General features: G+C 32.1%; 13 protein-coding genes and 1 tRNA gene. 9 read left to right on the forward strand and 5 right to left on the reverse strand.

The genetic code is table 11. The features are described 5' to 3' along the window. Both DIS07_RS03530 and DIS07_RS03535 read right to left on the reverse strand, forming a co-directional pair. A partial coding sequence (locus DIS07_RS03530; protein ID WP_219930515.1) for a beta strand repeat-containing protein occupies positions 1–4,699 on the reverse strand: 4,699 nt, incomplete at its 3' end. A 136-nt stretch (positions 4,700–4,835) separates the two neighbouring features. Beyond that, positions 4,836–4,907, reverse strand: a tRNA-Gln gene (locus tag DIS07_RS03535). A 170-nt stretch (positions 4,908–5,077) separates the two neighbouring features. Here DIS07_RS03535 and DIS07_RS03540 point away from each other — a divergent pair. Together DIS07_RS03540 and DIS07_RS03545 are read left to right on the forward strand one after the other, a co-directional pair. Next, entirely contained in the window at positions 5,078–8,161 is a 3,084-nt protein-coding gene (locus DIS07_RS03540) for a glycosyltransferase family 117 protein (protein ID WP_109403861.1), read from the forward strand. Positions 8,162–8,168: 7 nt separating this feature from the next. Continuing rightward, positions 8,169–8,819, forward strand: a complete 651-nt coding sequence (locus DIS07_RS03545) for a polysaccharide deacetylase family protein (RefSeq protein ID WP_181374526.1) — start codon at positions 8,169–8,171, stop codon at positions 8,817–8,819. Positions 8,820–8,908: 89 nt separating this feature from the next. Here DIS07_RS03545 and DIS07_RS03550 read toward each other — a convergent pair whose 3' ends face one another. Both DIS07_RS03550 and DIS07_RS03555 read right to left on the reverse strand, forming a co-directional pair. Beyond that, positions 8,909–9,202 carry a thioredoxin family protein gene (locus tag DIS07_RS03550; protein ID WP_109403862.1) on the reverse strand — a complete coding sequence of 98 codons (294 nt, stop codon included), beginning with the start codon at positions 9,200–9,202 and terminating at the stop codon, positions 8,909–8,911. An 89-nt stretch (positions 9,203–9,291) separates the two neighbouring features. Continuing rightward, positions 9,292–10,515, reverse strand: a complete 1,224-nt coding sequence (locus DIS07_RS03555; protein ID WP_109403863.1) for a metallophosphoesterase — start codon at positions 10,513–10,515, stop codon at positions 9,292–9,294. Positions 10,516–10,663: 148 nt separating this feature from the next. Between DIS07_RS03555 and polA the strand changes: the two genes are divergently transcribed. The 3 genes from polA to DIS07_RS03570 all read left to right on the forward strand — a co-directional run bounded on the left by polA (position 10,664) and on the right by DIS07_RS03570 (position 16,490). Next, positions 10,664–13,501: a DNA polymerase I gene (polA, locus tag DIS07_RS03560; RefSeq protein WP_109403864.1), complete on the forward strand. Its 2,838-nt coding sequence runs from the start codon at positions 10,664–10,666 to the stop codon at positions 13,499–13,501. Positions 13,502–13,510: 9 nt separating this feature from the next. Then, positions 13,511–15,469, forward strand: coding sequence for an LTA synthase family protein (locus tag DIS07_RS03565; protein ID WP_109403865.1), 1,959 nt, complete (start codon positions 13,511–13,513; stop codon positions 15,467–15,469). A 67-nt stretch (positions 15,470–15,536) separates the two neighbouring features. Then, the gene (locus tag DIS07_RS03570; protein ID WP_109403866.1) at positions 15,537–16,490 is read left to right on the forward strand and encodes an L-threonylcarbamoyladenylate synthase; all 954 of its coding nucleotides are present in this window, start codon (positions 15,537–15,539) and stop codon (positions 16,488–16,490) included. Between the two features lie 5 nt (positions 16,491–16,495). Here DIS07_RS03570 and DIS07_RS03575 read toward each other — a convergent pair whose 3' ends face one another. Further along, positions 16,496–19,120: a DUF5916 domain-containing protein gene (locus tag DIS07_RS03575; protein WP_109403867.1), complete on the reverse strand. Its 2,625-nt coding sequence runs from the start codon at positions 19,118–19,120 to the stop codon at positions 16,496–16,498. A 237-nt stretch (positions 19,121–19,357) separates the two neighbouring features. Between DIS07_RS03575 and rplM the strand changes: the two genes are divergently transcribed. From rplM to tsf, 4 genes are all read left to right on the forward strand, one after another. Beyond that, positions 19,358–19,813 carry a 50S ribosomal protein L13 gene (rplM, locus tag DIS07_RS03580; RefSeq protein WP_109403868.1) on the forward strand — a complete coding sequence of 152 codons (456 nt, stop codon included), beginning with the start codon at positions 19,358–19,360 and terminating at the stop codon, positions 19,811–19,813. After that, a complete protein-coding gene (rpsI, locus tag DIS07_RS03585) occupies positions 19,813–20,199 on the forward strand; it encodes a 30S ribosomal protein S9 (protein WP_109403869.1) in 387 nt (128 codons plus the stop codon). Before rplM ends, rpsI begins: the two co-directional genes overlap by 1 nt. Positions 20,200–20,318: 119 nt before the next feature. Next, positions 20,319–21,101, forward strand: a complete 783-nt coding sequence (gene rpsB, locus DIS07_RS03590; protein WP_109403870.1) for a 30S ribosomal protein S2 — start codon at positions 20,319–20,321, stop codon at positions 21,099–21,101. Positions 21,102–21,141: 40 nt separating this feature from the next. Further along, on the forward strand, positions 21,142–22,107 hold the full coding sequence (tsf, locus tag DIS07_RS03595) for a translation elongation factor Ts (protein WP_109403871.1): 966 nt from the start codon (positions 21,142–21,144) through the stop codon (positions 22,105–22,107). Positions 22,108–22,143: the final 36 nt, after the last annotated feature.

A 22,143-nucleotide genomic window follows, 5' to 3' on the forward strand; every position in this document is an offset into this window, starting at 1 on the left:
AATTTTGTCCGTTTAAAGTAGTAAAATCTGAAGAAGTTGCTAAACCTTGAGAATATAATGCTGGATTAGTATCTATTTCATCTGTAAAATTACATTTATTTTCTTCTGTGTCTAAAATTCCATCATTATCATCATCTAAATCTGTTGAATCTGGAATACCATCATTATCAGAATCTAACCCAGGAATGTCTCTATAATCTACATCACCTCCTGAGACAAAGTCATTATCTGCATCTCCTAAATTACTTGGATTTGGTGGATTATGGTTGTCATTTACAGTAGCTCCTGTGATTCCAGAATCATTATTATCATCAAAATTATCATCTAAACCATCTCCATCTGTATCTGTGCCTGCCAAGGTATTGTCTGTATCTCCGTTTTCTGCAATATCATTTAGGCCATCGTTATCAGAATCTGTATCTATATAATCTGGATTGTCAGTACCATCTGTGTTTGTTGGGTATAAACCAATGTTTCCACCAGTTTCGTAGTTATCGTCTAAACCGTTATTGTTTGAGTCAGTAATATCTGAAGCGACACCACTTGGAGCAACATAACCACTTGTTCTTTGTCCTTCTACATTATCTGGAATACCATCATTATCTGCATCTATGTCTAAATAATCTGGTATTGCATCTCCATCTGCAGTTGCTGTTGGTGAGTTACCTGTACCTGCTGTACTAGGTACACCTTCAGTATTACCAGAAGTACCTACTGCACCATCTGCTCTACCATCTCTATCTAGATCCATACCTTCAGATTCTATTACATCAGGAATTCCATCGTTATCAGAATCCAAGTCTAAATGATTAGGAACGCCATCTCCATCATTGTCATAAACATCTGGAATTCCGTTAGCATCAGCATCTGTATAATCTGTTGTCGAACTGTCTCCTCCATTTCCATCATCCGAAGTATCTATATAATTTAGAGTTCCATCCCCATCTTCATCACCACCTGGATCATTACCCCCAGACTCTACAGTATCTAAAATACCATCATTGTCATCATCTAAATCATCTGCATCTGTAATTCCATCATTATCTGAATCTCCAGGTACATCTCTATAATCTACATCTCCACTTGTTGTTGCATCATTATCTGCATCACCTAAATTAATTCCATTTGGTGGGTTATGATTATCGTTAACCGTAAAACCCGTAATTGATGAATCATCATTGTCATCAAAAGCATCTACCAAACCATCACCATCTGTATCTGTAGCATTGTATGCATCTCCATCTCCATTTTCGTTAATGTCTAAAACTAAATCATTATCAGAATCTGGATCTATATAATCTGGATCTGCATCTCCATCTGTATTTGTTGGGTCTAAACCTATTAATGCACCGTTTTCATAATTATCGTCTACACCATTCATATTGGCATCTGTAATTGTAGTTGCAACACCACTTGGTGCTACATAACCACTTGTAGATTGCCCTTCTATATTGTCTGGAATACCATCATTATCTGCATCTATATCTAAATAATCTGGAATTGCATCTCCATCTGCTGTTGTTGTTGGTGTGTTTCCTGTACCTGCGCCACCTGCTGTAGAACTTGGTACACCTTGTGTATTACCAGAAGTTCCAACATTTCCATCAGCTCTTCCGTCTCTATCTGCATCTGCACCACCAGATTCTATAACATCTGGAATACCATCATTATCAGAATCTAAATCTAAAGAGTCTAAAATACCGTCACCATCTGTATCACTACAAGAACCAATATTATTAATAAACTCAAATTGTATTCTATCTCCTGAATAATTTGGTATATCTGTTGCTGTAAAAACAATTCTTTTTATAAGTGCCCCAGAAACTGAAGACAATGTAAGATTAGTATTATTGTTAGTTGCACCAGTTACCGTATATTGAAAAACACCACTTCCTAAATCTGTAACTGCAGATAAAGTTCCGGTACCTGAAGTAACTACTAGATTTATACTTGATGGTGAAGTATACTGACCAGAAGTGGACCACGTTTGTAAAGTAAAAGTAAATATATCAGCGTCAAAATCTCTAAAATCTACTGAATTAGAAATTACATTTTTTCCACTTACTGTTGTTTCAGAAACCATATCTGCATCTATATCAACAATTCCTAAACTTGTAACTCCTGTTCCTCCAGATCCTTGACCATTTCTAAAAAATGTGGTTCTTATATTAGTGGCTTCTACTTGAGTTTCTCTAACATGTGTATAAGTATATATTCCATTTTGCCCAACTGGAGATGATGAAAAAGTAAGATTGTTAACGACTCCTGATTTTCTGGTAAAAGTTGTACCTGTAGTTGCTAAAAAACCACCTAATTTCTCGCTACTATCTATAGAAGCATTACATTCTATAGTATCAAGAATACCATCATTATCATCATCTAAATCATCTGCATCTGCAACTCCATCGCCATCTGTATCTATTCCAGGAATATCTCTATAATCTACATCTCCACCGGTTGCTAAATCACTATCTGCATCTCCTAAATTTAATCCACTTGGTGGATTGATTCCATCATTTACGGTTGCCCCAACAATACCAGAATCATTTACGCTATCGAAAGCATCGTCTAAACCATCACCGTCTGTGTCTGAACCTAAAGCCACATTATCTGCATCTCCATTCTCTGTAATATCGTTAATACCATCGTTATCAGAATCTAAATCTAAATAATCTGGATTGTCTGTATTGTCTGTGTTTACAGGTGTAAGCCCTATTGAGCCTGCACCATTACTGTTACCATTTGGAGTGATGTCGTAAGTATCATCTAAACCATCTTGATCTACGTCATTTCCAGAAGGTGGTAAATATCCACTTGTGGTTTGTGCTTCTATATTGTCTGGAATACCATCGTTATCGGTGTCTATATCTCTATGATTTGGTACACCATCTCCATCAAAATCATAAACATCTGGAATACCATCTGAATTAGAATCTGTGTACTCTGTTTGTCCTTGATTACCATTACCAGGAGTATTGTCTGAGTTATCTAAATAGTTTACAGTTCCATCTCCATCTTCATCGCCATCTGGATTATAACCTCCACTTTCTGTAGTGTCTAAAATACCATCATTATCATCGTCTATGTCTACATTTTCTGGAATTCCATCACCATCATAATCACATAAACTACTTGTTACATTTGCATTTGTAGAGCTTACATCAGATTGTCCGCCATTTGCTATATTAGGTACTCCATTAGAATCTGTACCTGTTATAGAAATATCTATTGCACCTGTTGCATCTAGTTGACTTGCAACAAAACCACCGTTTCCTTCTAAAGCATCTGGACAACCATCACCATCTGCATCTGTATCTAAATGGTCTGGTAATAAATCTCCATCTGTATCTTTATCGACACATTTTTGGAAAGGTTGAATTTCTAAATACGAAACTTCTATTCTACCCCCTGAGCGTGCAGTCATAAAAATACGAATGTATTTTGTTGGCGCTGATAAAACGTAATCTAAATCTTCTGCTGCTGTTGTGGTTTTAGTTATTGTTGAAGTATTGGAATTGGTTAAACCATCAAAAGTAGTTTGTTCTATTGTAATTGTTTTAGAAGCTGTATTACTTGCAAAATAATCGAATTTAAGAGTAGTTCCTGCCGGAATATACTCTCCTAAATCTATAATTAGTTCATCGTTAACGGCGTTAAACTCAGCACCTACATTTAAATTAGAATTAAGTATATCATTGCTATTACTAACTCCATTTTTATTAAAAGCTGCATTTGCTGCTGATGCTGTAGTATCGGAACAAGTTTGCTCGTCTGTATCTAAAATACCATCGTTATCATCGTCTAAATCATCATCATTGTCTGTACCATCGCCATCGGAGTTTTTATTTAACACAAAAACTTTACCATCTGCATGATCGTTTGTTGCTCCAATAAATTGAATTTTGGTAATTTCAGTACCAATAGGAACAATATTTTCCATATCAAAAAGTGCAATACCTAACGTATTCGCATTACTTTCCACAACTCTATCTGCCAACCAATAATCAGAACCTCCACTTGGAGCAGCAAGTGCGTTTGTGGTTCCTAAATTACCACTGCTTCCTGTACCTCCAAACCCCCATCTTGTACTATCTTGAATTACATATGTTGTACCCAAAAGCTGCTCTGGTCCACCACCATTTGGTATACCGTATATTCTTATATAAATACAGTTATTTGCATTTCTTTCTGTTACTGCTAAAATTGAACCTGCGCTGGTTATAGTATTGGTAAATACCAGAGTTTGTATTTGAGTATTAGATAAATCTGGATTTACATCATTACAAATATCATCTCCATTTCCATTGGCTTCAAAATAATGAGTTAGATTTCTATCTTGAAAGGCAGTTAATGCAGATGCATTCCAAGTACCGCTTGTACTTGTAGACTCAAGTTCTACAGAATTTTTTCTAATATTATTTGCACCATTACCGGATGAACCTAATTGAGTTAAAATATAATTAGAAGGTACTCTAAAATCGTCATACACACTTCCATTTACCGTAATACTTTTTATTGTTGCGGGTTGATTACCTGCAGTTTGAATATCGTTCCACTGAAAAGTAACACCAGTTTTGATACTTTGAGCGTAAGTTTGAGTACATACAATAACAAAAAATATAGTAAACAGTAAAAAAGTAAATTCTTTAAAACGAATTATTCCGAAAAATAATTTCGTTTTTTGGGGGGGATTAAACATAATATATATATATCTACAAAATTAAGCAGATTTTCTGTAATTGCAATACAACTATTGGACTTAAGTCACTAATTTATTAAAAAAGTGGATATAAATAATAAAGTCCTAATAAATAAAAAATTTATTAGGACTTTTGTTGGCCTACAAGGACTCGAACCTTGAATGTCGGTACCAAAAACCGGTGTGTTACCAATTACACCATAGGCCAATGCTTTTATGCGGGTGCAAATTTAATGCAAACTTTTAATTTTACAAACATTTTTATACAATTTTTGACTTTAACAAACTTTTGTGAAGAATTTGTCGTTTATAAAAATAAAACTCAATTACTTTTATTCATATTTATTAGTAAATTCGCCCACAGATTATTTTGCAACTATGACATCAGCAAACTTTAAAAAATGGAACATCATCTTAGGATGGTTAGTATTTGTAATTGCTTTAATTACATACTCTTTAACCTTAGAACCTACAGTGAGTGCTTGGGATTGTGGAGAATATATTTCTACCTCAGTAAAATTAGAAGTTGGGCACCCACCTGGAGCACCGCTTTTTCAAATGTTAGGTGCATTTTTTGCAATGTTTACTTCAGATGTTGCTGAAATTGCTAAAATGGTAAACTTTATGTCTGCTTTGGCTAGTGCATTTACCATTTTATTTATGTTTTGGACCATCACTAATTTGGCAAAAAAAATGGTTTTAAAAGTGGGAGAAATCTCAGAAGGAAGCTATGTTGCTATTTTAGGTAGTAGTTTAATAGGTGCTTTAACCTACACTTTCTCTGATAGCTTTTGGTTTAGCGCAGTAGAAGGAGAAGTTTATGCTATGTCATCATTTTTAATGGCATTATTATTTTGGCTGGGTTTAAAGTGGGAAAGCGAAATACATACACCAAGAGGTAACAAATGGTTAATTTTAATCAGTTTTGTTGTAGGTTTATCTTTTGGAGTCCATATTTTATCTCTTTTAGTAATACCAGCAATTGTAATGTTGTATTTCTTTAAGACTTATAAAGACATCAACTTAAAAACTACTGCAATAGCAACCGTAATTTCTGTTTTAGTTTTAGCAGCAGTTTTTAAATTCTTATTTCCATTTACTTTAAAATTCTTTAGTGCATCTGAGTTATTTTTTATCAATTCTATTGGCATGCCTTATAACTCGGGTTCTATCATTGCAGGAATTATTTTAGTTGTCTTATTTTACTTTGGATTGAATTATACACGTAAAAAAAACAAAGTAAACGCCAACACAATAATTCTTTCTGTATTGTTTATTATGATTGGTTTTTCATCTTGGATGATGTTACCTATAAGAGCCAATGCAAACACCACTATTAATGAGAACGACCCATCGAGTGCACGCGAATTATTAGCGTATTATGAGCGTGAACAATATGGTGATGCCAATGTTTTTTACGATACTTATTACTCAAACTCATACTCTAGGGAGCAAGATAAAAATAAACCTTACAAAGACGACAAACCTAAATACGAGAAAAGAAATGGTAGATATGAAATTGTAAACAATTACAAAGATGTTGTACCAAATTGGTCTGATAAACACAAGGGGTTTATACCTAGAATGGTAAATCCTGCTTCACAAAAAGAATACAAACAAATAGCTGGAATACCTGCTAATAGTAAACGTAGACCCACATTTGGCGAGAACTTAAAATTTATGTTTAGCTACCAATTCGGATACATGTATGGTCGCTATTTTATGTGGAATTTTGTTGGACGTCAGAATGATATTCAAGGAAAATTAGATATTTTTAATGGAAATTGGATTAGCGGAATACCTATAATTGATGAAGCTAGATTAGGCTCTCAGAAACAATTACCTAGTCAGGTTTTAAACAATAAAGGAAGAAACAAATACTATTTTTTACCGTTAATTTTAGGAATTATTGGTTTGCTTTTCCAAATAAAGTGGGACAAAGAAAACTTCTTTACCTTACTATTATTCTTCTTATTTACCGGAGCAGCTATTATATTTTACACAAATCCAAAACCTTTTGAACCAAGAGAAAGAGATTACGCAGTAGTAGGTAGTTTCTATATTTTTGCAATTTGGGTTGGTTTCGGTGTTTTAGCTTTGTATGAATATTTAAAAAAATTCGGCCCTAAAAAATCAATGGCAGTTGCAGTTACATTTATCTCTTTTGTGGCAGTACCATCTTTAATGGCTTTCGAAAACTGGGATGACCACGATCGTTCCAACAGATACACTACACATTTAAATGCACAAGCATATTTAGAATCTTGTGACCCAAATGCTATTATGTTTACTATTGGAGATAACGATACTTTTCCCCTTTGGTATATGCAAGAAGTAGAAGGAATAAGGACGGATATTAAATTAGTAAATACTTCGCTTTTTGCAACAGATTGGTATATAGATCAAATGAAACGTGCTACTTATAATGCACCACCAATTCCATCTCAACTAAAACACGATCAATATAAATACGGAACATTAGACGTAGCGTATTCTGTAGAACATCCACGCTTCAAAGACTCTATAATAACTATTAAGAATTTTATGCGTTGGATTGCATCCGACAGTGAAGTTACTTATGTAGAAACCGAAAGCGGTACCAAAGAAAAATACTACCCAACTAATAGAATTAGAATTCCTGTTAATAAAGAAAAAGTTTTAGCTAACGGAATTGTAGCTCGAAAAGATGCTGATAAAATAGTTCCTTATATTGATATTACTATAGATGATAGAGCATTATTTAAAAATCGTATTTTAATGTTAGATATTTTAGCCAATAACGATTGGGAAAGACCTATTTATTTTACAGGTGGTGCTAACGCTGATGAAGAGTACATTTGGTTAAAAGATTATTTACAATTAGATGGTTTATCTTACAAACTAGTCCCTATAAAAACTCCAATGGGTAAAAAGAGTTTATTTGACATGGGAAGAATTGATCCTGAAAAAATGTATACGAATGTTAAGAAGTGGAATTGGAGAAATATTAACGACGGAAAGATTTATTTAGATGAACAAACCAAAAGAAATGCTATTTCTAAAAGGAATAGTTTAATGCGTTTATCAGAAACTTTTGCTAAAAAAGGAGATACCATTAAAGCGATAGATGTTTTAGATTTATCATTAGATAAAATGCCTATTGAAGATTTTGACCATTACAGTCTATCATTAGGATATCCAGAAGCTTATTATAAATTAAAAAACTTAGAGAGAGCTAGAGAAACCTCTAAGACTTTAATTGATTTGTTTAAAGAAAGACTAGTTTGGTTAAGTACTTTTTCAGAAAGCTATACAAATCTAATTTTTGATGAGATTGACACCAATTTGTATATGTATAGAAATATTATCTCTCAAGCAGAACAAAATGAAACCGATAAAGAATATTTAGATACACTACAAAAAGAATTTATAAGTACAGTTAAACTTTTTAGTAATCTTTTACCCGAAGAAGAAGTAAAGTAAATCGTTAATGAAAGCTTATTTCCCCAGAACGCCACGTGTTATGATGAGACTTTTCTCAAAATACACGTGGCATTTTCATTCAGCAAAAAAACAAATTTTCTTAACTTTTGATGATGGTCCAACACCAGAAATCACTCAATTTGTATTAGATGAGCTAAAAAAATACAATGCAAAAGCTACTTTTTTTTGCATTGGTAAAAACATACAAAACCACCAAGATATTTTTAATCAAATTCTATTAGAAGGTCATTCTATAGGAAATCATACTCAAAACCATTTAAAAGGTTGGAAAAGTAATCTTGACTCTTATGTAAAAAATGTTTTAGAATGTGAAAATATCATTTCAAGTAAAACAAAAAAACTCAAGACGCAACACTACAAGTTATTCAGACCTCCTTACGGAAAAATAAAAAACAAACAAGCTAAAATACTTATAGAAAAAGGTTATCAAATTATTATGTGGGATGTTTTATCTGCTGATTTTGACACCTCTATTTCTAATGAAAAATGTTTACAAAACGTTTTAAAAAACACAAAAAATGGAAGTATTGTTGTTTTTCACGATAGCATAAAAGCAGCAGAAAGAATGCGTTATACACTCCCTATCATTTTAAAAAAATTTTCAGAAAAAGGATATAAATTCTCAAAAATAAAGTAAAACATTAACGCACAAGTTTAGCGCTGATTCATCAGTTTGTTTAAGTTTTTTTTGAAGTATGACAAAAAATGAGCAGAGAAAGGTCAAATTTAAAGATATTGTTGCACCAAACCAATTAAAGTATTAGCGTCTTGATGACCAGTTTGACGCCATTTCATTTCTCCATTTTTATAAATCATAAAAGTTGGATTCCCCTTAACTCTTAAGGCATCAGCAAGAGTTTCGTTTTTATTAATATCAATTTTAATTACCTTAGCACTTTCACCCAATGCAGCAGCAACATCTCTTAAGGTATCTAACGGATTTTCATCATCGTTATATTCTGTATAAAAATCAATTAAAACGGGCTTTTCTACACCAATTAATTCACCAAATTTTGCCATAATATAAAGTTTTTAAGGGGGAAAAACGTATAAATATTAATGTTAGTTAATAAACAAAGATAAATAAAAGTATTTAAAAAGCCTGATAATCAGGCTTTTTTAAGTTCTATAACTGTTATTTCTGGCCATATCCCAACTCGTCCGGGAAAGGCATGGTAACCGAACCCTCTATTTACGTTTATATACCTACCAAATTCTTCGTATAAGCCTGCCCATTGTTTATAAACATATTTTGATGGACTCCATTTAAAAAAACCAGGAATTTCAATGCCCATTTGCAATCCGTGAGTATGACCACTTAAGGTTAAATGGTAATTAAAATCGTTTTCTTTTACTTTATATTCCCAATGACTTGGATCGTGTGTCATCAAAATTTTAAAATCTTCCTTTTGAACCCCTGATGAAGCTTTTTCTAAATCTCCAGCCTGATTAAATCCTTTTCCCCAGTTTTCTACTCCTAGAAGTGCAATTCTTTGTCCATCTTTTTCAATATATCTGTGTTCGTCTAACAGCAAATCGAATCCGATTTTTTTATGAATGTCTTTAACCGCTTTAAAATTATTGACTTTATCTTCTGGTTTTTCCCATTTCATATAATCACCATAATCGTGATTTCCAAGTATGGCATATTTACCTTCTTTGGCTTCTAATTGAGCAAAAACATCAATCCAATTGTCCATTTCATCTGCTTTATTATTTACAATATCTCCCGTAAATAACATCAAATTCGATTTTTGTTGATTGATTAAATCTACTCCATATTGAATTTTTTCTTTATTGGTAAAACTTCCTGAATGAATATCTGAAATCTGTGTAATCGTATAACCATCAAAAGCATCAGGTAAATCTTTAAAACTCAACTGATATTTTAATACTTTGTAATTGTATTTTCCTTGAATGATTCCATAAATAAACGAAGCAAACGGAATTGCAGCCAACCCCAAAGCCAACTGCGAAATAAACTTTCTTCTTCCTGCTAATGGTTGTGTTTCATTGGATGAAATTGCTGAAATTAGCTTTACAATCCACCTGTAAACATCTTCACCAAACAACACAATTATTACTACTAACTTTGGAATAGATACCGTAAGCAATAGCCCCATTGCCATTTGAAATTGTGGCGTTTGCCCATTACTTCTATCATATGTAAAAACGGTAATAAAAAAATTAATATAAACTGCTAAACTCACTAACAGAAAGGAAAAACGAATAATTTTACTTTTCGAAACTGATTTAAAGGCTTGAAACGTATAAAATTCTACAAGAACAACAACAACAGTTAAAATGATTAAAGGAAAAACCCAACGTGGCATAGAATATTTTTAAAATGTTAACAAAGATACTTCTTTAAATAGCGAATGAATTTTAACGTCTTGTTAAAGTTTTGTACCTTTCAAAACTATCAAGAATCTTGATTTAGATTCAACTTTTATTATCATTTTTAACAACCAAAACAGTAAAATGTCAGATCAAAAAAGGCTTTTTTTAGTTGATGCTTACGCATTAATTTTCAGAGGATATTACGCTTTTATTAAAAACCCAAGAATCAATTCTAAAGGTTTAGACACCTCTGCAATTATGGGGTTTATGAATTCCCTTTTAGACGTAATTAAACGTGAAAGACCAGATCATTTAGCGGTTTGTTTTGACAAAGGTGGAAGTGTTGATAGAGTAGAAATGTTTGAAGCCTATAAGGCTAACAGAGATGAAACTCCAGAAGCCATTAAAGTTGCAGTACCTTACATTTATGAGATTTTAAAAGCAATGCACATTCCAATAATGGTTAAAGAAGGTTTTGAAGCAGATGATGTAATTGGAACACTTTCTAAACAAGCAGAAAAAGAAGGCTACAAAACTTTTATGGTAACGCCTGATAAGGATTTTGCACAATTGGTTTCAGAAAATATTTTTATGTACAAGCCTCGTTTTGGAGGTGGTTACGATATTTGGGGAGTTCCTGAAGTGCAAGAAAAATTTGGAGTTGAAACCCCAGAACAAGTCATCGATTTTTTAGGAATGATGGGAGATTCTGCAGATAATATTCCTGGTTTACCTGGAGTTGGAGAAAAAACTGCGAAGAAATTCTTAGCTCAATTTGGTTCTATGGAAGGCCTGTTAGCCAACACAGATCAATTGAAAGGGAAAATGAAAGAAAAAGTAGAAGTTAACGGAGAATTAGGTTTGCTATCTAAAAAACTAGCTACTATAATGCTAGATGTTCCTGTAACTTTTGATGCAACAGATTTTACTTTAGACCAACCTGATAAAGAAAAGGTAACCGAAATTTTTAACGATTTAGAGTTTAGAAATCTACTAACTAATTTCTTAAAAACGTTTGCTACTGAAACTACAACTCAAAACTCAGATGTCGTTGCGAGTGAAACGAAGCAATCTCCAAAAAAACCAACATCTAACACTGATGGTCAATTCGATTTATTTGCAGCTCCAGGAACAGGAAATGTATCTGAAGAAGAAACTGCATCAGGATTTAAAACCATTGAAAACACCAACCACTTTTATCAACATATAGATTCTCCATTATCGAGAAAATTATTATTGAAAAAGTTAATGCAACAAACTTCTGTTTGTTTTGATACAGAAACTACTGGTTTAAAAGCGTTAGAAGTAGAATTAATCGGAATTGCATTTTCATACGAAGTTGGTAAAGGATATTATGTTTCTTTTCCTGAAAATCAAGAAGAAACCAAAACTATTTTAGAAGAATTCAGACCTTTTTTTGAATCTGATATTGAAAAAATTGGTCATAATTTAAAATACGATATTAAAGTCTTATCTAATTACAATATGCCCGTAAAAGGTAAATTGTTTGATACAATGATTGCGCATTATTTGATCAATCCAGATATGAGGCATAATATGGATGTGCTGTCTGAAACTTATTTAAACTATCAACCTGTTTCAATTACAGAATTGATTGGTAAAAAAGGAAAAAATCAGTTATCAATGAGAGTTGTTCCAGTTGCTGACCAAACTGAATATGCAGTAGAAGATGCAGACATCACCCTACAACTAAAACAACATTTTACAGGAGAATTAGAAAGCGGTAACGTAACTAAATTATTTAATGATGTTGAGTTGCCTTTGGTTTCTGTTTTAACAGCTATGGAAATTGAGGGTATTAATGTAAATACTGATTTCTTAAAAGAATTGTCTGTTGCCTTAACAGATGACATCAACGGATTAGAAAAAGGAATTCACGAACAAGCAGGTGAAGAGTTTAATATTGCATCACCCAAACAATTAGGAATTGTTTTATTCGAAAATTTAAAGTTGGTTGACAAACCAAAAAAGACCAAAACTGGACAATACAAAACAGGTGAAGAGATTTTATCTTACTTAGCCAAAGACCATCAAATTATTAGAGATATTTTAGAATATCGTCAGTATAAAAAATTACAAAGCACTTATGTTGATGCTTTACCGAATGAAATCAATCCGAAAACAGGAAGAATTCATACAGTTTATGCCCAAGCAGTTGCTGCAACAGGAAGATTGAGTTCTAACAATCCTAATTTACAAAACATTCCTATTAGAACAGAACGTGGTCGTGAAGTGCGTAAAGCATTTATTCCAAGAGATGAAAATCATGTATTATTAGCTGCGGATTATAGCCAAATTGAATTGCGAATAATTGCTGCACTAAGTGAAGAAGAAACGATGATAAATGCTTTTAAAAATGGCGAAGATATTCACGCTTCTACCGCTGCAAAAGTATTTAATGTTGATATAAATGATGTTACTCGCGAACAACGTAGCAATGCAAAAACGGTTAATTTCGGAATTATCTACGGAGTTTCTGCTTTTGGATTGAGCAACCAAACTGACTTATCTAGAGGTGAAGCCAAAGAATTGATTGACACCTATTATGAAACCTATCCAAAGTTAAAAGCATATATGTCATCGCAAGTAGATTTTGCTCGCGAACACGGATATGTAGAAACCATTTTAAAAAGACGTAGGTATTTAAAAGACATCAACTCTAGAAATGCAATGGTAAGATCTGGAGCAGAGAGAAATGCTGTAAATGCACCAATTCAAGGTTCTGCTGCAGATATTATTAAGCTAGCAATGATTAACATTCATAACCGATTTGAGCAAGAGAATTTTACATCTAAAATGTTATTACAAGTGCACGATGAATTGGTTTTTGATGCACATAAAGATGAATTAGAAACGATAAAACCTATCATTCAACACGAAATGGAAAATGCCTTTAAAATGACGGTCCCTTTAGATGTAGAAATGGGAATTGGTGAAAATTGGTTGGAAGCGCATTAAAAAGTAGAAATGTTATTCCCAAAACGACATAGTTTATTAAAAACTTTTGCAATAACTTTCTTGTTTTTTGCAATATTGATTCGTGTATGTTTGTACTTTTTTTCGATAAAATTAATTGATTTTTCAATACTCAATTTTATCAAAATTTTTGCAATCGGATTCTTTTATGATATTGGCTCGTTAACTTATTTTTTAGCACTTTACGTTGTTTATTTACTAATTATTCCTGCAAAATTACACGGGAGTAAATTAGACAAAATCATCACCAATTTTGCTTATGGTTTATTTCTTTTTGTAATCATTTTTTCTTTTTTAGCAGAAATCCCTTTTTGGCAAGAATATCAACGTAGGTTTAATTTTATTGCGGTTGACTATTTATTATACACCTATGAAGTTGTTGAAAATATCCACCAGACTTTTCCTATTCCTTTATTAATTGGTGTTATTTTTTTAATCTTGTTTTTATCCATTCGATATGCAAAACATAAGAATGCATACAATAATACTTTTCAAAATTCAGACTCTTTTAAAGCCAAATTAATCCCATCTTCAATTATAATAACTATTCTTATTTTATTTCATTTTAACATTAAAAATACGCAAGCTGAAGTTTTTGATAATGTAAATGAAAATGAGTTGGCAAAATCGGGTTTGTACTCTTTTTTTGCAGCTTATAAAAGTAATGAACTAAACTTTAAAGATTTTTATCAAACCATTGATTCTTCAGAAAATTACACCATTTTAAGAAATAAAATTACCGCAGAAAATGATAGTCTTTTATCAGACTCTAAAGACATTATTAGATTTACAAGAAACAATGGTAAAGAACAAAAACCTAATGTAATTTTTATAGGTTTAGAAAGTTTAAACGCACGTTTTATGCCTAGTTTTAGTAATAATGAAAACTGGGCGATTGCAATTGATTCTTTAGCAAATAAATCTATATTTTTCACCAATTTATTTGCAACTGGAACACGAACTATAAGAGGTATGGAAGCAATAACTTTAGCAATTCCTCCAACACCTGGAAGAAGTATTGTAAAAAGAAAAAGCAACCACAACTTATTTACCATAGGCGAAATATTTAAACAAAAAGGGTATACTCGAACTTTTATGTATGGTGGAGATGGACATTTTGACAATATGACAAATTATTTTAGTTATAATGGATTCGATATTATTGACAGAAAAAAATCGCATCGTATAAACACTAAACTTCCAACAAAAAGAACAAGAATAGAAGATAATGAAGTTACTTTCGAGAATGCATGGGCTGCTTGTGATGGAGATTTGTATAACAAGCTTTTAAAATATGCAGACCAACAACACAAAACCAAACAACCTTTTTTTAATTTTGTAATGACCAGTTCTAACCACCAACCATATACTTTCCCGAAAGGGGTTATTAATTCGGATGAGAACACAAGAGAAAACGCAATAAAATATACAGACAAAACATTTAAGGAATTCTTTGAAAAAGCAAAAACAAAACCTTGGTTTAAAAACACTGTCTTTGTTGTTATGGCTGATCATTGTTGCTACAGTGCAGGAAGAACAGAAATCAACGTTGAAAATCATCATATTCCAGCTTATATTTTTAATTTAAAAAATGAAAAACCAAGACAAATTGATAAATTATCTTCTCAAATAGATATCTTCCCAACACTATTTGGTTATTTAAATTGGAGTTATGAAAACAAACTTTTTGGAAAAGATATTTCTAAAATGTCTCTTGAAGAAGAACGTGCTTTTGTTGGAAATCACAGAAAAGTTGGACTTTTAAAACCTAATAAATTACTAATTTTAGACACGCAAAAACAACATACTACTTATTATTGGAATAAAGAAAAGAATAAACTCACAAAGACAAAAACAGATTCTATTCTATTAAAAGAAACCATTGCTTACTATCAATCTGCATATGAATTATTTAAAAATGGTGGATTAAAAATAGCTTCAGAAAAATAAATTTCTTTTATTCATTTTTTTGATATGCATCAATTCTTTTTTATCCTTAATTTTGCAAACGAAAATTATGAGTATTATTTCTAAAGACATACAAAAAGCTGTTCAGTTATTATCTAATGAAGAATTAGTTGCCATACCCACAGAAACAGTTTACGGGTTAGCTGGAAATATTTTTAGTGAAAAAGCGATAAAAAGTATTTTTTCCACAAAGAAACGTCCTTTTTTTAATCCTTTAATTGTTCATATACCTTCTGTCGAAGTATTAGATAACATCGTTAATCACATTCCTAATAAAGCAAAACTATTAGCCGATGCTTTTTGGCCAGGTTCTATGACGTTAGTTTTAAAAAAAAAATCAAAAATTCCTGATTTAATTACCGCAGGCAAAGACACTGTTGCTGTACGTATTCCAAATCACCCTTTAACTTTAAATTTGTTAGAAAATTTAAAGTTTCCTTTAGCTGCTCCAAGTGCTAATCCTTTTGGAAGTATTAGTCCAACAAAACCAGAACATGTAGCGCGTTATTTTAAAAATGATATTGAAATGGTTTTAGATGGTGGTGCTTGTACCAATGGTATCGAATCTACTATTATTGGTTTTGAAGATGATGAACCTATTATTTACAGACTAGGTGCATTGGCTTTAGAAGAAATTGAAGCCGTTATTGGTAAAATTACTGTTAAAAATAAAAAAGAACATAAACCTGATGCACCAGGAATGTTAGCAAGACATTATGCTCCATCTACACGTACTTTTTTAGTTGATGATGTGGCATCAGAAGTTAAAAAACATCCAAATAAAAAAGTTGGCGTGCTTGTTTTTTATCAATCTTTAAACAATGATGCTTTGACTGAGATTATCTTATCTAAGAAAAAATCTTTACAGGAAGCTGCAACTAACCTTTACAGCAGTTTACACGAATTAGATCTTCAAAATTTAGATATTATTATTGCTGAACGTTTCCCTAATAATGATTTAGGAAAGTCAATTAATGATCGTTTACAACGCGCCACTTTTTAATGAAATTACCTAGTAAATCTATAGGTAACTTTCACTAAAAAAGTGTCATTTGCTGGCTGATTAAAAACTTGATCTGAAACGCTACCAAGTAAATCATTAGAAGGGTTTACATTTCCAACAGAGCCTCTGGACCATACAAAAAATAATTCTGAACCTGGAATATATTCCCACCTTGCTACTAAATTAGTTTGCAACTGTACAAATGAGAAATCTGGATTTGAGAAACTATAATCTACATTACCATTTCTATTTTCATCAATCAAGTAAACATCTTTTTGTAGATTAATTTGATTACTGTCATAAACAGAAATTCTATCATTTATTGTATTTCCTGTAGGATTTAAAACATAATTCAAATCTGTAAAAGTCCCTTTAGAGATAAATGGTTGTCCATAAAATTGAAGCGAAATATCTGGTGTAAAACTATAATTTAATCGTAATGTTGTGGTTAAGGTCTGGTTTTGAATTCTACCTAAAATATACCTTGTTGCATTGTTAAATTTTGTTTCTGTTACATATTGGGTTCTATCATACAAATTAGCATATTCTATATCTAAAGACATACTTAATGCATCGGTTGGTTGATAATTGGTACGTATTGCAAAGCGATCTCTACCAACTACATTTTCTGAGGTAAATCTATTGGAATACCCTAGGGTAAAACTGAACAATTTACTTCTATCAGAACCGAAGAAAAAATACCAATACCCTGTGTTAGGCCTTCTAAATCGAGGACCTCCTCTTAAATAGAAGTTATCAAAATAATTAGTACTTAAACCAGAACCTGATTCTGTCCACCAATTATTTATCCAGCTTATTTCTCCTCTAACTTCATATCTAACTCTATTCAAATTTCCTTCAAAGTCATAAAAAGTACTTTGCTCAAAACCCAAATCGATATTTCTGTAAGTTTTTGTGGGAACTTGCCATAAATAATTTAGGTTACTAAACTGAATGATTTCATCAGTTCTTCTTAAAAAACCAACATCATTTAACTCTAGTTCTGGAGAGCGCCAAATTACTCCTCCATTAAAACGCCAATTATCTCCGCCATTTTTACCAATTTCTATTCTACCTCCTGTTCCTGTTAATGCTGTTTTATTATTATCAACAAAAACATGACTAGCACCTACTCTTTGAAAGTTATGACGTAATGTTCGTTGAGTAGCAGTAATAGCCTCTTCAGTTCCTTGAACATTACTAAAAATAACATTACCATCTATATAGTAAGTTCTGTTTTTCCAGTTATGCTGAAAATCTATACCAGCAGTGTAAGCAGCTTTATGAAGTTCTGTAAAATTACCATCCGAAAAACGATTTGTCGCTGTAAAAATTCCTCCTATAAAAGAGTTTCTTTCATTAAAATCTTTTTGAGCCCTAGCCACAAAATAATTAGTCATTGGTTCAACAATTTCTTCTCTTTCAGACCCATTAGTTTGCTTAATGGTAGCAAACTCATTTGCTGTTAAACTTTCTAAGACACCAATTGACCAACCCTCATTTGTTTTACCTGAAAACTTTGCTGCTCCTAGTATTGTTGAATTCTGTGGAACATCTGCAAACTCGCCAGTTTGTATATTGGCACTTCTATGAGGGTTTCTACCAATTCTTCTACTATAAAAAAGATTATCACTTCCGTTAGCAAATTCAAAATCGAAAATATTAAAATTCTCTACAAAAAAAGGACGTTGCTCTCTAAAAAATATCTGAAATCCATCTAAAGCAATCGCGCCTGGATCAGCTTCGACCTGACCAAAATCTGGGTTTACTGTCAAATCTAATGTTAAGTCATTAGTTATTCCAATTTTGGCATCTAAACCTGCGTTTATTTTAAAATCATTTCCGTCTCTATAGGGGTTACCTACTTCTGCTGGATATATATCTTGTTGAAAAACAGAAAAAGGTTGAATTTCTAGTTGTTTTTGAGATACTAAGTTTTTTAAGCCATGTAATTCTCCGGCTTCACTTACAAAACCTGCTTGATCATTAGGTATTCTTTGCCAAAGAGAGCGTTCTTGAATTCTAAAAATAGTTCTATTAACATTAAAACCCCATATTTGCTCTTTTGCTTTTCCAAATCGTAATTGACTGAATGGAATTTTCATTTCTGCAGTCCATCCTTTCTCATCTACTTTAGCATTTGTATACCAAATAGGATTCCAGCTTGAATCCCAATTATTGCCATTTTGGGATATTATTTCTTCACCTTTAACACCTGCTGCTGTTGTGGTAAAAACAAAAGCTGTTCTTTTATCATGATAACTATCGATGATTACATTTACTCTATCACCTGCAAAACCATCTCTTCTACTCAAACGCTGTTGAATTAAATCTGGCTCATCATCAAAAGCTCTTATAGCAATATAAAGATATTTAGAATCGTACATTACTTTAAACTTTGTTTGATAAGTTGGAGGAGTTCCCTCATCTGGTCTTTTCTCTGTAAAGTTAGATGACCATTCAACAATATTCCAACCTTCGTCAGAAATATCACCATCTATGACTGGTGTTTTTTTTAATTTTTTTGTTGTATAAACTCTTTTAGGTAGTGATATTGCTGTTGATTCTTGACCAGAAACTCCGAAAGAAATACAAATACATACAAATAGAAGATATGGGCGTAGCTTCATAAAATATTGGTAGTTGACTTGAAAAAATAATGATTTAAAACTAATTTTTGCTTTTACAAAAGTACTTTTCTATTTTCATAAGGTTATGTTAATAATTACTTTGAAATTTTAACACTTTAAAAAGTTAAAAAATAACTAAATCACTATTTGTCAATCAAATAAATAATAGTACATTTGCACTCCTTTTTTAAGGAAAAGTAATATTATAAATATAGAACAAAGACTAAAAGTGTAATTATGAACACATTAAGTTACAAAACAGTATCAGCAAACAGCGCTACCGTAAACAAGGAGTGGGTTTTAGTTGATGCAGACGGGCAAACGTTGGGTCGTCTAGCTTCTAAAGTAGCAAAGCTAATTAGAGGTAAATACAAACCAAACTTTACTCCTCATGTAGATTGTGGAGATAACGTGGTTATTATCAACGCAGAGAAAATTAACCTTACAGGTAAAAAATGGTCTGATAAATCTTATATCAGACACACTGGTTATCCGGGAGGTCAGAGATCGTTAACTGCAACAGAAATGTTTGAGAAAGATCCTACAAGATTAATCGAAAAAGCAGTAAAAGGAATGTTACCAAAAAACACTTTAGGTAGCGCTTTATATAGAAACTTGTATGTATATGCAGGTAGCGAGCACAAACACGCAGGTCAAGAACCTAAAGCTATTAACCTTAACGATTACAAATAATGGATACAGTTCACAAAATCGGTAGAAGAAAAACTGCTGTAGCGCGTATTTATCTTTCTGAAGGAAAAGGTAACATTACAGTAAACAAAAAAGACTTTAAAAGTTACTTTACAACAGGAACTTTACAATATAAAGTACAACAACCACTAATGTTAACAGAAAACTTAACATCTTACGATATCAATGTAAATGTTTATGGTGGTGGTGTAACTGGACAAGCTGAGGCAATTCGTTTGGCAATAACAAGAGCTCTAGTAGCTATTAACGAAGAGCATAGAGCAGTATTAAAACCAGAGGGATTATTAACTCGTGACCCTAGAATGGTAGAACGTAAAAAGTTCGGTCAGAAGAAAGCACGTAAGAAATTCCAGTTCTCTAAACGTTAATATATTGTTTAGATTACTGTTATCAAATATAAATAACAGTTTAGTATCTAAATAGTTAAGACTCGAAAGACTACTTAACTATTGATTTCAAAAAAACAGAAAGTAAACACATTTAAAAAATGGCAAACGTAAACATTCAAGAATTATTAGAAAGCGGTGTTCATTTCGGGCACTTAACTAGAAAATGGGATCCAAACATGGCTCCTTATATTTATACAGAACGTAATGGTGTACACATCATAGATTTGTATAAAACTGCAGCTAAGATAGAAGAAACTTCAGAAGCTCTTAAAAAAATTGCTAACTCTGGTCGTAAAATTTTATTCGTTGCAACAAAAAAACAAGCTAAAGATATTGTTGCTGATAAAGCGAAAGCAGTAAACATGCCTTACATTACAGAAAGATGGCCAGGTGGTATGTTAACTAACTTTGTTACTATTAGAAAAGCTGTAAAGAAAATGGCTTCTATAGATAGAATGAAGACTGATGGATCTTTTGATGCTCTGTCTAAAAGAGAAAAATTACAAATTAACCGTCAAAGAGAAAAATTAGAAAAGAATTTAGGTTCTATTTCTGATATGACTCGTTTACCAGGTGCTTTATTTGTAATAGACATCAAAAAAGAACATATTGCTGTAGCTGAAGCTCAAAAATTAAACATTCCAATTTTTGCAATGGTTGATACAAACTCTGACCCAAGACAGGTAGATTTTGTAATTCCTGCAAATGATGATGCTTCTAAATCTATTGACAAAGTCTTAGGCTTTGTAACAGATGCTATTGCAGAAGGTTTATCTGAAAGAAAAGCGGGTAAGGAAAAAACAAAAGAGGCTAAAGAAGCCCCTATCAAAGAAGAAGCTGTTGCAGAAGTAACAGAAACTACTACAGAAGAAAAAAAATAATTTAATAAAAGAAACTAACGTTTCTAAAAAAGGATTAAAAATGGCAAAAATTAGTGCTGCTGACGTAAAAAAATTAAGAGAAGCAACTGGAGCTGGAATGATGGACTGTAAAAAGGCATTAGTAGAAGCAGAAGGTGATTTTGACAAAGCAATCGATATTTTACGTAAAAAAGGACAGAAAATAGCTGCAAAAAGAGCTGATAGAGAATCTACAGAAGGTGTTGCAGTAACAAGAATTAACGATGCAAAAACAGAAGGTGTTGCTATTGTTTTAGCTTGTGAAACTGACTTTGTTGGTAAAAACGAAAAGTTTGTTGCTTTGGGTGGTCAATTTGCAGATATTGCATTAAACTATTCTACTAAAGAAGAATTTTTAGCTGCCGATTTTGGTGGAATGTCTGTTGCTGATAAATTGGTAGAACAAACTGGTGTAATTGGTGAAAAATTAGATATTACTGCTTTTGAAAAAATAGAAGCTGCTTATGTAGGTGCTTATACTCACATTGGTAAAATTGCTGCTCTAGTAGGTTTATCTGCTGCTGTAGATAATGCTGAAACATTAGCTAAAGATATTGCAATGCAAGTTGCTTCTATGGGAGCTACTACTTTATCTTATAAAGATTTTGACCCTGCTTATGTTACTGCAGAAACTGAAGCAAGAATTGCAGTTATCGAAAAAGATAATATTGAATTAGGAAGATTAGGAAAAACATTAAAAAATGTTCCTCAATTTATTTCAATGTCTCAATTAACTCCAGAAGTTTTAGCAAAAGCAGAAGAAGCTGCTAAAGCACAATTAGCTGCTGAAGGTAAACCAGAGAAAATTTGGGATAGAATCTTACCAGGTAAAATGGAAAGATTCATAGCAGATAATACCACTTTAGATATGGAACAATGTCTTTTAGACCAAACTTTTATTAAAGATGAAAAGAAAAACGTTGCACAATATGTAAAAATTTATGGTGATGTAGAAGTATCTTCTTTTAAAAGAGTTACTTTAGGATAATCTCATCCATAAAATAATATTTAAAAACCTCGCAAA

Origin of the sequence: Polaribacter aquimarinus, from assembly GCF_003129485.1 — a bacterium.
In the GTDB taxonomy this organism is placed as follows: Bacteria; Bacteroidota; Bacteroidia; order Flavobacteriales; family Flavobacteriaceae; genus Polaribacter; species Polaribacter aquimarinus.